This is a genomic window from Streptomyces sp. SID5785 (assembly GCF_009870065.1).
Lineage (GTDB): Bacteria > Actinomycetota > Actinomycetes > Streptomycetales > Streptomycetaceae > Streptomyces.
In genome coordinates, this window is record NZ_WWIA01000687.1 from 1 (window position 1) to 12,192 (window position 12,192).

Here is a 12,192-nt window from a genome sequence, read left to right on the forward strand (position 1 = left end):
CCCCGCCGGCCGCGGCTCCCGCTCCGGCTCCCGCGCCCGCGCCGGCCAAGGAGCCCGCGGCTCCGCAGAACCCGGCGTACGGCTACCCGCAGGCCCCGCAACAGCAGCAGCCGTCGCAGCCCCAGGCCCAGCCCGGATACGGCTACCCGCAGCAGGACCGGCCCGCCGCACCCGTCACCCCGGTCACGCCCGGCCCCGGCGGCGGTTCGCCGTCCTGGGCGCAGCAGGTGCACCAACTGGCCGGTCCCGGGCCGGAGTCCGGCGCGGCCGACCCGGCGGCGCCCGTCACCCCGTTCAAGCCGGTCGCGGAGGACCCCTTCCTGGCCGCGGCGCAGGCCGCCGCGGCCGTCCGCCCGGCCGGGCTCGGCAAGCGGCTCGTGGCCCGGCTCATCGACTCGGCCGTCCTCGGCGCCGTCACCGCGGCCGCCGCCGTCCCGCTCGGCACCAAGGCGATCGACCACGTCGACGGCAAGATCGACGAGGCCAAGGCGTCCGGCCGGCAGGTCACCGTCTGGCTGCTCGACGGCACGACCGGCACCTACCTGGCCGTCGTCCTCGCCGTCCTGCTCGTCGTCGGCGTCCTCTACGAGGCGCTGCCGACGGCCAAGTGGGGCCGCACCCTGGGCAAGAAGCTGATGGGCCTGAGCGTGCGGGACATCGAGGAGCACGCGGCGCCCGGCTTCGGCGCCGCGCTGCGCCGCTGGCTCGTCTACAGCGTCCCGGGCCTCCTCGCCATCGGTGTCCTCGGCGTCCTGTGGGGTGCGTTCGACCGCCCGTGGCGTCAGTGCCTGCACGACAAGGCGGCCCGCACCTTCGTCGCCGGATAGCGGTTCTTCACCCGCCGGGCGGTCATCCGTCCGGCGGCCCGCCGGGTGCGGGGCGCCGCCGTTCGCGGTCGACTCGGGCCATGAGCACCGAACCGCCGACCGACGGATCCGGCCAGCCGCCGGACGACGACCCGTTCCGCAAGCCGCCGCCGACGAACCCGGGCGGTGCCTCACCGTACGACGCGCCCCAGAACCCGTACGGCACACCGCAGAACCCCTACGGCGGCGGTCAGCCCCCGCCCGGCGACGGGAACCAGCCTCCGTACGGCGGCGGTACTCCTCCTCCGTACGGCGGCGGTACGCCCCCGCCCTACGGCAACGACCCCTACGGCAACGACCCGTACGGCGGCGGCCACGGAGCCGGCGACCCGCTCGCCGGGATGCCGCCGCTCGCCGACAACGGCCGGCGTTTCCTGGCCCGCCTCATCGACCTGATCCTCGTCGGGATCGTGTCGGGGCTGCTGGCCTGGCTCTTCGGCTTCGCCGACTACTCGGTGGACGCCGACAAGATCGAGTACGGCAAGCAGTTCGGTTCGGGCGTGATCGGGGCCGTCCTCTACATCGGCTACGACACGATCCTGCAGTCACGCACCGGGCAGACGCTCGGCAAGCGGCTGATGAAGCTGCGCGTCGCCAACCTCGACAACGGGGCGACACCCAGCGTGCAGACCAACCTGGTGCGCGCGGCCGTGCTGTGGCTGCCCACCATGTTCTGCTGCGCCTGCATCTGGCTGATCATCTCCGGCGGCTGGAGCCTCTTCGACAAGCCCTACCGGCAGGGCCTGCACGACAAGGCGGCGAAGACCGTGGTGGTCAGCACCGGCTGAGCGGCGTACGGGCGAACGAACCGGCGGGTCCGTGTCTCACGGGCCCGCCGGTCCGTGCGCGGGCTCGCGCACGCTCTCGGAGGCGCCGGACACGGCGGGGGAGGACAGGGTGGAGGCGAGGCGCTGGGCCGGGACCTGCCCGGTGCGGGCCGTCTCCGGGCGGGCCGGCGGGTCCGCCTTGGGCCGGGGGACCGACAGCGCCACGAACACACCCAGGATGAGCGCCGACACCGCGATGACCCCGACGCCGGGGCCCGCGCTGGTGCGTGACAGCAGCAGCATGGCGATGGTGGAGCAGATGACGGTGGCCGAACCGTAGGCGAGCTGTGCGACAGTCGGGCGAGGCATGGCGTTGTCCGTCCTCGTGACATCGGGGGTGCGGGACGGGCCGGCGGTCGTCCTGCACCGTCGGTCCGACTCTATTCCGCACTGTGCCCGAGCGGAACGCCCGGTAAGCATGACCTAACCCACAGTGCCGGTGCACAGGGGGCGCACGGAGTCATGGCGTCCGCCAAGTGGACGGCCGGGAGCGCCCGTTGGCAGGCCCGGGTCGGGGCTGGGAATCTACGGGCTTGTCCGGATTCCGGAGCGCCGCCCCTGCATAGTGCAACGGAAACGTCACAGTCAAGGTCTGTTATTTCTCCTCTACCTCCGGTCAAATGGCGTCACTTGTGACACGTGGCGGAAGCCACGGAGGAGGGGACCACTCAAGTGACCACCAAGAGACGGGCGTTGAGATCCGCCGCCGTGCTCGTGACCCTGGCCGCCACCGCGGCCGCCGGGTCGATAGCGGCGACGACCGCCCAGGCCGACACCCCGGCCGCCACGAGCACGACCTCCGGTAAGACGTACGGGGGCAAGGGCCACGTCATGGACGGCCCGTTCAGCAAGCAGATGGAGCAGCAGCGCCAGACCGCGCTGCAGAGCGTGCTCCAGGGCAAGAAGAAGGTCCAGGAGCGGCACGGCTCCAAGGTCGTCGACCTCGGTAAGGGCAAGTATGTCGAGCTGGGCCGCGAGCGCACGGACAAGATCTTCACGATCCTGACCGAGTTCGGCGACAAGGTCGACAACACCACGCTGGTGGACCGCGCCGACGACGACACCGACGAGCTGAAGCCGAAGTACGGCGGCACGCCGGGCCCGCTGCACAACCAGATCGCCGAGCCGGACCGCGCCACGGACAACAGCACGGCCTGGCAGAAGGACTACAACTCCCAGCACTTCAAGGACCTGTACTTCGGTACGGGCAAGGGCGTCGACTCCCTCAAGACGTACTACGAGAAGACGTCCTCGGGCCGCTACTCGGTCGACGGCGAGGTCTCCGACTGGGTGAAGGTGCCCTGGAACGAGGCCCGGTACGGCTCCAACTACTGCGGCGCCGACAACTGCCCGAACGTCGAGGACCTGGTGCGCGACGGCGTCACCGCGTGGGTCGAGCAGCAGAAGGCGGCCGGCAAGTCCGACGCCGACATCAAGGCCGACCTCGCGCAGTACGACCAGTGGGACCGCACGGACCACGACAACGACGGCAACTTCAACGAGCCCGACGGCTACATCGACCACTTCCAGATCGTCCACGCGGGCGAGGACGGGTCGGCCGGCGGCGGCGCGCAGGGCGGCGACTCCCTGTGGGCGCACCGCGGTTACGCCTACAGCCGCGACGACGGCGACACGGGCCCCGACGGCTTCAAGGCCGGCGGCACCCCGGTCGGCGACACCGGCATCTGGGTCGGCGACTACACGATGCAGCCGGAGAACGGCGGCCTCGGCGTCTTCGCCCACGAGTACGCGCACGACCTGGGCCTGCCCGACCTGTACGACACCTCGTACGCGGGCGAGAACTCGGTCGGCTTCTGGTCGCTCATGTCGGCGGGCTCCTGGCTCGGCACCGGCAAGAACGAGATCGGCGACATGCCGGGCGACATGACCGCCTGGGACAAGCTGCAGCTGGGCTGGCTCAACTACGACAAGGCGAAGGCGGCGACGAAGTCGACGCACAAGCTGGGCGTGGCCGAGTACAACACCAAGCTCAAGCAGGCGCTCGTCGTCGAGCTGCCGAAGAAGAACGTCACCACGGACATCGTGAAGCCCGCCGGCGGCTCGAAGCAGTGGTGGTCGGACTACGGCGACGACCTCGACAACACCCTCTCGCGCACGGTCGACCTGACCGGCAAGGCGAAGGCCTCGCTGGAACTCGACGGCTGGTGGAACATCGAGAAGGACTACGACTACCTGTACACGCAGGTCTCCACCGACGGCGGTGCGAGCTGGAAGTCGGTCGACGGCACGGCCGACGGCGTCACCATCCCGCGCGACGGCGGCGACAAGCCCGCCCTGACCGGCGACTCCACGAAGTTCCAGCACCTGGTCTTCCCGCTCGACGCGTACGCGGGCCAGAAGATCGACATCCGCTTCCGCTACAAGACCGACGGCGGCGCGGGCGGCATGGGCTTCACCGCCGACAACCTCTCGGTGCAGGCGGACGGTTCGGCCCTGTTCACCGACGACGCCGAGGGTGACGACAACGGCTGGACCGCGCGCGGCTTCTCCCGCGTCGGCGCCTCCATCAGCGGTGACTTCCCGCAGTTCTACATCGCCGAGAACCGTCAGCACGTGTCGTACGACAAGACCCTCAAGGTCGGCCCGTACAACTTCGGCTGGCGCGACGGCGGTGCGAAGGACAACTGGGTCGAGCACTACCAGTACCGTCCGGGCCTGATGATCTGGCAGTGGGACACCTCGCAGCGCAACAACAACGTCGGCCAGCACCCGGGCAAGGGTCTGATCCTGCCGGTCGACGCGCACGCGAAGCCGCTGAAGTGGTCGGACGGCAAGCTGATCACCAACAAGATCACGCCGTACGACGCCGCCTTCGGCTGGTACCCGGTGCCGGGCATGAAGCTGCACAAGCTCGGCGTCGAGACCCGGATCCCGGCCCAGCTGGGCAACCCGGTCTTCGACGACCACAAGGGCACCTACTGGTACGCGGAGAACCCGACGGGCAGTGTCCAGACAACTGACACCAACACCCGCATCACCGTCGTCCAGCAGCCGCTCAGCGGCTCCTCGATCACGGTGAAGGTCGGTCCCTCGACCAAGTAGTCGAGAAAACCGCAGGTCAAAGACGTATCGGCCGTGACCGCGCTGGCTGGGGCTAGCGGGTCGCGGCCGATCGTGTTTAGGTGCGTCCTGTGGGTTTCTTATTGACACTACGTCTCACGGGGGTGTGACCGTCATGTCCGCAGGAGGGTTCTGCAAGCTGCCGGGCGGCAGTGTGGTGGTGGCGCTGACCGTGCCGGCACCGCGTCCCGCCGAGGGCGCCGTCCGGGTCCTGGTGCACGCCGCCAACCGGGCCCGTGCCCTGACCCGCCTGCGCAATCTGGGCCTGCGCGCGGTCTACCTCCGCGGCAACACGGCGCCGCCGACCCCGGACGAGATCACGGCGGTTCTGCACCACCCCGACGGCCTCGTCTGGCGCGAGGCCCCCGGCGACCTGTGGCACCCGATACGGGCCCTGATCAGACCGGCCGTGCGCTACTAGGACCTCTGCGCGGGCCTCTGCGCGGGCCTTTTGGTGGGCCTACGCGACGACCGGCTTACCGGTCAGCTCGACGCCCGCCGACCGCAGCTCCTCCAGCGCCGCCTCGGTCGTCCCGGCGGCGACCCCCGCGGTCAGGTCGAGCAGCACCTGCGTGCGGAACCCCTCGCGGGCCGCGTCGAGCGCGGTGGCCCGCACACAGTGGTCCGTCGCGATGCCGACCACGTCGACCTCGGTGATCTCGTGCGCCCGCAGCCAGTCGGCCAGCGACGACCCGTTCTCGTCCGCGCCCTCGAAGCCGCTGTACGCGGCGGAGTGCGCGCCCTTGTCGAAGACGGCGTCGATCGCGCCGGAGGCGACCGCGGGCGCGAAGTTCGGGTGGAAGCCGACGCCCTCGGTGCCCGCCACGCAGTGCGGCGGCCAGGAGTGCACGTAGTCCGGGGCGGCGGCGAAGTGGTCGCCCGGGTCGATGTGGTGGTCGCGGGTCGCGACCACGTGCTGGTACCCCCCGCCGCCGGCCTGCCCGATCAGGTCGGTGATGGCGGCAGCGACATCGGCACCCCCCGCCACCGCGAGGCTGCCGCCCTCGCAGAAGTCGTTCTGCACGTCTACGACGATCAAGGCGCGGCGCATGGTCGGTGTCCTTCGGCTGGGAGACTACGAGCGTAGAAGCTGGGCGTGCGGAGCGGGAGAGGGCGTGCCGCCCTCTCCCTGGCGGTCAGGCGTACTCGGTGGGGATGACGGCCTCGCCCTTGGAGAGCTGGGTCGCCGACAGCGGCAGCCCGTCGCGGGCCGCGATGTGCCGCTCGCGCACGGTGTCCAGGGGCTCGCGGGCGAGCACCTCGCCGCCGCGGACCAGCTCGACGAGCAGCTGACGGTCCTCGAGCTCGGCGGGGACGGCGCCCAGGCCCACGACCTCGGCCTCGGCGACCCCGTCGGCGTCGAGCCGGCGCGCGGCCCACTTGCGGCCGCCGACGGAGGCCTTGCCGCCGACCGACTTCTTCGCGACCGGCACCAGAGGCGCCTTCGGGTCGGCGGACTCGGCGCGGGCGACCAGCTTGTAGACCATGGAGCAGGTCGGGTGCCCCGAGCCGGTGACGAGCTGGGTGCCGACCCCGTAGGCGTCCACGGGCGCGGCGGCGAGCGAGGCGATGGCGTACTCGTCGAGGTCGGAGGTGACGACGATCTTGGTGTCCTTGGCGCCGAGGTCGTCGAGCTGCTGGCGCACCCGGTGGGCGACGAGCAGCAGGTCGCCGGAGTCGATCCGGACGGCCCCGAGCTTCGGCCCGGCGATCTCCACGGCGGTGCGGACGGCCTCCTGCACGTCGTAGGTGTCGACGAGCAGAGTCGTTCCTTCGCCGAGCGTGTCGACCTGGGCGCGGAACGCGTCGCGCTCGGAGTCGTGCAGCAGGGTGAAGGCGTGTGCGGACGTGCCGACCGTCGGGATCCCGTAGCGGAACCCGGCGGCCAGGTCCGAGGTGGTCGCGAAGCCGCCCACGTACGCGGCGCGGGACGCGGCGACCGCGGCCAGCTCGTGGGTGCGCCGGGCGCCCATCTCGATCAGCGGCCGCTCGCCCGCGGCCGAGGCCATGCGGGAGGCGGCGGCGGCGATCGCCGAGTCGTGGTTGAGGATCGAGAGGATCACCGTCTCCAGGAGCACGCACTCGGCGAAGGAGCCCTCGACGCGCAGCACGGGGGAGCCGGGGAAGTAGACCTCGCCCTCGGGGTAGCCCCAGATGTCGCCGGAGAAACGGTAGTCCGCGAGCCACTGGAGGGTCGGCTCGTCGACGATGCCGGCCTCGCGCAGGAAGCCCAGCTCGCCGGCGCCGAACCGGAAGTTCTCGACGGCGTCCAGGACGCGCCCGGTGCCCGCGACGACGCCGTAGCGGCGGCCCTCGGGAAGGCGCCGGGTGAAGACCTCGAAGACCGAGTGCCGGTCGGCGGTGCCCGCTCGGAGGGCGGCCTGCAGCATCGTCAGCTCGTAGTGGTCGGTGAAGAGCGCTGTCGACGGAACGTCCACCGGCAGGCCAAGGTCCGCTGTGTTCATGTGAGGGATGCTACCCCCAATTAGCGTCACTGTGACGATTTCTGTGCGGCATGTGGGCGAGCCCACGCCGAGCGGGCCGTTTGTGCGGTTGCCCCCTCCTGGTGGCAGCATGGGCCGTGTGACGGCTCCCGCACCCCTTGAGATCGAAAAGCCCGAGACGACGGAGGACCTCTCCGTGGTCCCCGAGCCGGACGTCCCCTGGATCACCCTCGTGCACAACGACCCGGTGAATCTGATGAGTTACGTGACGTACGTGTTCCAGACCTACTTCGGGTACTCCAAGGACAAGGCCACCAAACTGATGATGGACGTCCATCACAAGGGCCGGGCCGTGGTCTCCTCCGGCACGCGCGAGGAGATGGAGCGGGACGTCCAGGCCATGCACGGATACGGCCTGTGGGCCACGCTGCAACAGGATCGGAAGTAACGCCCTCCTCATGCCCGGACACTTCGAACCGATCCCCGGCGGCGGTGCGGCCGTCGCCCTCGACGACGTCGAGATCTCCATCATCCGCTCGCTCGCCGTGCAGCTCCTGGAGCTCATCGGGCCCGGCCCCGGCGGCGACGTCCCGGACGACCCGCTCGCCGAGCTGTTCGCCGAGGGCCCCAGCGAGCCGCCCACCGACGCGGTGCTGCGCCGGCTGCTGCCCGACGCGTACGGCGGCCCCGGCACCTCCGCCCAGGAGGACGCCGACGAACTGCGCGCGCACTCCTCGGAGTTCCGCCGCTTCACCGAGAACGATCTGCGGGCCGGCAAGCGCGAGGACGCCCTCGCCGTGATCCGCTCGCTGGACGCGCTCAGCCCGGCCGGTGACGGGGGAGCCGTGCTGAAGCTCGCGCCCGACGAGTCCGTGCGCTGGATGCGCGCGCTGAACGACCTGCGGCTCGCGATCGGCACCCGGCTCGAGATCACCGACGAGGAGGACACGGACCTCCTCTACCGGCTGCCGGACGAGGACGCCCGTAAACCCATGGTGATGGCGTACCTGTGGCTGGGCGGTCTGCAGGAGACGCTGGTCGAAACCCTTATGCCCTGACGTATCGGGACAAGGCGGGGCGCACCTGCGGGTGAGCGATGGAAGCGCGTTCACTCAGCGGACGCTCAAATCCGGATAACGATCGCGTCACCGTGACGCTCCGTAATGCCGATGCGCGCGGCATTTGCCCCCTTTTTCCAGTGTCCTGCGTCACACGCGCCTCGGCCGATCACTGTGAACGGCGTGATAAATCTTCACGACCACCCGGCGGGCGCCACCCCTGTCCGCCGGGGGCGCCCCGACCGGCCGACCGCCGGTAGGCAGAGCTCCATCCATCCAGGGGCACGTCCCCGAAGGATCGTCACAGTCGGTCCGAGCCTCGCAGGGCACGGGTCGGCATGGAGAAAGGCGCACCACCATGACCTCAGTGCAGGTCGAGCAGCACGACAAAGACTCAGCCGGCAATGAGGCCGTGAGCCACACCGGTGAGAGCGAGGGCTACCAGCGGGGGCTCGGCTCCCGGCAGATCCAGATGATCGCCATCGGCGGCGCCATCGGCACGGGTCTCTTCCTCGGCGCGGGCAAGGGCATCTCGAAGGCCGGCCCCAGCCTGATCCTCGCGTACGCCATCGCGGGCCTGGTCATCTTCTGCATCATGCGGGCGCTCGGCGAGCTCCTCATGTACCGCCCGGTCTCCGGCTCCTTCTCGGAGTACGCGCGCGAGTTCATCGGCCCCTTCGCGGGCTTCGTCACCGGCTGGACGTACTGGCTCTTCTGGGTCATCACCGGCATGACCGAGGTCACCGCCGCCGCCACCTACATGACGTACTGGTGGGACATCCCCCAGTGGGTGTCCGCGCTGGTCTTCACCTTCATCCTGTACGGCGCCAACCTGATCTCCGTGAAGCTCTTCGGCGAGCTCGAGTTCTGGTTCTCCATGGTCAAGGTCACCGCCATCATCGGCATGATCCTGATCTGCGCCGGCATCCTCACCATCGGCTTCTCCGACGCCGGTGACACCGCGTCCGTCTCCCACCTGTGGAACCAGGGCGGCTTCTTCCCGCACGGCATCGGCAACACCCTCATGACCCTCCAGATGGTCATGTTCGCCTTCCTCGCCGTCGAGCTGGTCGGTGTCACCGCCGGTGAGTCCAAGGACCCGAAGAAGGTCCTGCCGAAGGCCATCAACACCGTGCCGTGGCGCATCGCCGTCTTCTACGTCGGCGCCCTGATCATGATCCTCTCGGTCGTGCCGTGGACGAACTTCGAGGCCGGCAAGAGCCCCTTCGTCGAGGCCTTCGACAAGATGGGCCTCGGCATCGGCGCGGGCATCGTGAACTTCGTGGTCCTCACCGCCGCCCTGTCCTCCTGCAACTCGGGCATGTACTCCACCGGCCGCATGCTGCGCGACCTCGCGCTCAACGGCCAGGGCCCCAAGGCCTTCACCAAGCTCACCCGCAACGGCCTGCCGCTGATCGGCACGACCGTCTCCGCCGCGCTGATGATGGTCGGCGTCTGGATCAACTACCAGTGGCCCGGCGAGGCGTTCAACTACGTCGTCTCCTTCGCCACCATCTCCGGCATGTGGGCCTGGATCGTCATCCTGATCTGCCAGATCCGCTACCGCATCAAGTCCGACCGCGGCGAGCTCCCCAGGTCGGAGTTCCGTGCCCCGGGCGGCATCTGGGTCAGCATCCTGTCGCTGGCCTTCATCGCGATGGTGATCGTGCTCATGGGCATCGACAAGGACGCCCGCGTCTCCCTGTACGCGGCTCCCGTCTGGGCCGTCCTGCTCGGCGTCTCCTACTTCGTCCTGCGGCAGCGCAACCCGCAGGGCGCGGCCTTCGCCAAGCGCGACTGACCTGCACCGTCTCACCCAGCGGGCCCCTGCGTACCGGAATCCGGTACGCAGGGGCCCGCCTGCTTATCCTGGCCGCATGCTGACGATTTCCCAGACCCTCCACGACCAGATCGTGGACCACGCGCGCGCGGACCACCCCGACGAGGCCTGCGGGGTCGTGGCCGGACCGGTCGGCGAGGGCCGGCCCGAGCGCTTCATCCCGATGCTCAACGCCGCCCGCTCGCCCACGTTCTACGAGTTCGACTCCGGTGACCTGCTCAAGCTCTACCGCGACATGGACGACCGCGACGAGGAGCCGGTGATCATCTACCACTCCCACACGGCGACCGAGGCCTACCCCTCCCGCACCGACATCACGTACGCCAACGAGCCGGGCGCCCACTACGTCCTCGTGTCGACCGCGGACACCGACGACGCGGGCCCCTTCCAGTTCCGCTCGTACCGCATCGTCGACGGCGAGGTCACCGAGGAAGAGGTCCAGGTCACGGCCTGAGCCCCGACCCGGTCTCGGTCCGCGGACGATTTACGACCGCATGGTGAGATCACATTCCGGGGGGCCGGGCGGGAATCGATACGATGAGCCCATGGTTCCCCACGACGTGAGCGAAAAGACGCCGGGCGCCCTGCTCGTGGCGCGGCTGCACGTCGACCTGTGCCGCCTCGCCAGCGCCATCTGTCCGCGCTGAGCCGTACCGCCGTCAGGCCCCGGCCCGCGGCTGACGCACACCTGCACCGCCCGACCGCGCCGCCGCGCGCTCGTCCACACGACTTCCGACTCCTGACAGGAGCCCAGCATGGCCATCGAGGTCCGCATCCCGACCATCCTCCGCACCTACACCGACGGCGCCAAGGCGGTCGACGGCAGCGGGGACACCCTCGCCGAGCTGTTCACCGACCTCGACTCCCGGCACACGGGCATCGCCGCCCGCATCGTGGACGGAGGCCAGCTGCGCCGCTTCGTCAACGTGTACCTGAACGACGAGGACGTCCGCTTCCTGGACGGCATCGACACCAAGCTCACCGACGGCGACAACGTCACGATCCTGCCGGCCGTCGCCGGCGGCATGCGCTGAGCCGCGGGACACCACGACCTATGCGCTACGACAGCCCGCTGGCCGCGGTCGGCAACACCCCTCTGGTGCGTCTGCCGCGGCTCTCGCCCTCCGACGACGTACGGATCTGGGCGAAGCTGGAGGACCGCAACCCCACCGGCTCGGTCAAGGACCGCCCCGCGCTCCACATGATCGAGCAGGCCGAGAAGGACGGCCGGCTCACCCCCGGCTGCACCATCCTCGAACCCACCTCCGGCAACACCGGCATCTCGCTCGCGATGGCCGCCCGCCTCAAGGGCTACCGCATCGTGTGCGTCATGCCGGAGAACACCTCCCAGGAGCGGCGCGACCTGCTCGCCATGTGGGGCGCGGAGATCATCTCCTCACCCGCGGCGGGCGGCTCCAACACGGCCGTGCGCATGGCCAAGGAACTGGCCGGACAGCACCCCGACTGGGTGATGCTCTACCAGTACGGCAACCCCGACAACGCGGGCGCGCACTACGCCACGACCGGCCCGGAGATCCTCGCCGACCTCCCGTCGGTGACGCACTTCGTCGCCGGGCTCGGCACCACCGGCACCCTCATGGGCGTCGGTCGCTTCCTGCGCGAGCAGAAGCCCGACATCAAGATCGTCGCGGCCGAGCCGCGCTACGACGACCTCGTGTACGGACTGCGCAACCTGGACGAGGGCTTCGTCCCCGAGCTCTACGACGCCTCCGTCCTCACCACGCGCTTCTCCGTCGGCTCCGCCGACGCCGTGGCGCGCACCCGGGAGCTGCTCCAGCAGGAGGGCATCTTCGCGGGAGTCTCGACCGGGGCGGCACTGCACGCCGCGATCGGGGTCGGCCGGAAGGCCGTCAAGGCGGGGGAGTCCGCCGACATCGTGTTCGTCGTGGCCGACGGCGGATGGAAGTACCTCTCCACCGGGGTGTACACCGCGGCCACCACGGAGGAGGCCGTCGAGGTCCTCCACGGCCAGCTCTGGGCCTGAACCCGGTCCCGTCGCGGTCCACGGGTGCGCGCGTGCGCGGGGGCGCGACCAGCCCCCCGCGCACGCGCGCA

The 12,192-nt window shown here is 70.3% G+C and carries 14 protein-coding genes; 11 read left to right on the forward strand and 3 right to left on the reverse strand.

Annotated elements, in window-relative coordinates:
- Both GTW43_RS22400 and GTW43_RS22405 read left to right on the forward strand, forming a co-directional pair.
- Window positions 1–827: RDD family protein (locus GTW43_RS22400; RefSeq protein WP_202501820.1), on the forward strand; the 827-nt coding region annotated here is incomplete at its 5' end.
- A gap of 80 nt (window positions 828–907) precedes the next feature.
- Entirely contained in the window at window positions 908–1,654 is a 747-nt protein-coding gene (locus tag GTW43_RS22405) for an RDD family protein (protein ID WP_161303812.1), read from the forward strand.
- Between the two features lie 36 nt (window positions 1,655–1,690).
- On the opposite strand, the gene GTW43_RS22410 is transcribed toward GTW43_RS22405, so the two are convergent.
- Window positions 1,691–2,002 (reverse strand): hypothetical protein, encoded by a 312-nt coding sequence (locus GTW43_RS22410; protein ID WP_161303813.1) that lies wholly within the window; start codon window positions 2,000–2,002, stop codon window positions 1,691–1,693.
- Window positions 2,003–2,365: 363 nt separating this feature from the next.
- On the opposite strand from GTW43_RS22410, the gene GTW43_RS22415 reads away from it, so the two are divergent.
- Window positions 2,366–4,756 carry an immune inhibitor A domain-containing protein gene (locus GTW43_RS22415; protein WP_343246094.1) on the forward strand — a complete coding sequence of 797 codons (2,391 nt, stop codon included), beginning with the start codon at window positions 2,366–2,368 and terminating at the stop codon, window positions 4,754–4,756.
- A gap of 133 nt (window positions 4,757–4,889) precedes the next feature.
- Entirely contained in the window at window positions 4,890–5,195 is a 306-nt protein-coding gene (locus GTW43_RS22420) for a hypothetical protein (RefSeq protein ID WP_161303814.1), read from the forward strand.
- A gap of 39 nt (window positions 5,196–5,234) precedes the next feature.
- Here GTW43_RS22420 and GTW43_RS22425 read toward each other — a convergent pair whose 3' ends face one another.
- Both GTW43_RS22425 and GTW43_RS22430 read right to left on the reverse strand, forming a co-directional pair.
- On the reverse strand, window positions 5,235–5,825 hold the full coding sequence (locus GTW43_RS22425) for an isochorismatase family protein (protein ID WP_161303815.1): 591 nt from the start codon (window positions 5,823–5,825) through the stop codon (window positions 5,235–5,237).
- Between the two features lie 85 nt (window positions 5,826–5,910).
- The gene (locus tag GTW43_RS22430) at window positions 5,911–7,239 is read right to left on the reverse strand and encodes a nicotinate phosphoribosyltransferase (protein ID WP_161303816.1); all 1,329 of its coding nucleotides are present in this window, start codon (window positions 7,237–7,239) and stop codon (window positions 5,911–5,913) included.
- 109 nt (window positions 7,240–7,348) lie between these two features.
- On the opposite strand from GTW43_RS22430, the gene clpS reads away from it, so the two are divergent.
- From clpS to GTW43_RS22460, 7 genes are all read left to right on the forward strand, one after another.
- Complete coding sequence (clpS, locus tag GTW43_RS22435; protein ID WP_161303817.1) at window positions 7,349–7,666, forward strand: ATP-dependent Clp protease adapter ClpS; 318 nt, start codon at window positions 7,349–7,351, stop codon at window positions 7,664–7,666.
- 10 nt (window positions 7,667–7,676) lie between these two features.
- A complete protein-coding gene (locus GTW43_RS22440; protein WP_161303818.1) occupies window positions 7,677–8,276 on the forward strand; it encodes a DUF2017 domain-containing protein in 600 nt (199 codons plus the stop codon).
- Between the two features lie 358 nt (window positions 8,277–8,634).
- Window positions 8,635–10,077 carry an amino acid permease gene (locus tag GTW43_RS22445; protein ID WP_161303819.1) on the forward strand — a complete coding sequence of 481 codons (1,443 nt, stop codon included), beginning with the start codon at window positions 8,635–8,637 and terminating at the stop codon, window positions 10,075–10,077.
- 76 nt (window positions 10,078–10,153) lie between these two features.
- The gene (locus tag GTW43_RS22450) at window positions 10,154–10,570 is read left to right on the forward strand and encodes a M67 family metallopeptidase (RefSeq protein ID WP_161303820.1); all 417 of its coding nucleotides are present in this window, start codon (window positions 10,154–10,156) and stop codon (window positions 10,568–10,570) included.
- 91 nt (window positions 10,571–10,661) lie between these two features.
- A complete protein-coding gene (locus GTW43_RS38705) occupies window positions 10,662–10,763 on the forward strand; it encodes a putative leader peptide (RefSeq protein ID WP_343246095.1) in 102 nt (33 codons plus the stop codon).
- A 108-nt stretch (window positions 10,764–10,871) separates the two neighbouring features.
- Window positions 10,872–11,150, forward strand: a complete 279-nt coding sequence (locus tag GTW43_RS22455) for a MoaD/ThiS family protein (RefSeq protein WP_161303821.1) — start codon at window positions 10,872–10,874, stop codon at window positions 11,148–11,150.
- 20 nt (window positions 11,151–11,170) lie between these two features.
- On the forward strand, window positions 11,171–12,121 hold the full coding sequence (locus GTW43_RS22460) for a cysteine synthase (RefSeq protein WP_161303822.1): 951 nt from the start codon (window positions 11,171–11,173) through the stop codon (window positions 12,119–12,121).
- Window positions 12,122–12,192 lie beyond the last annotated feature (71 nt).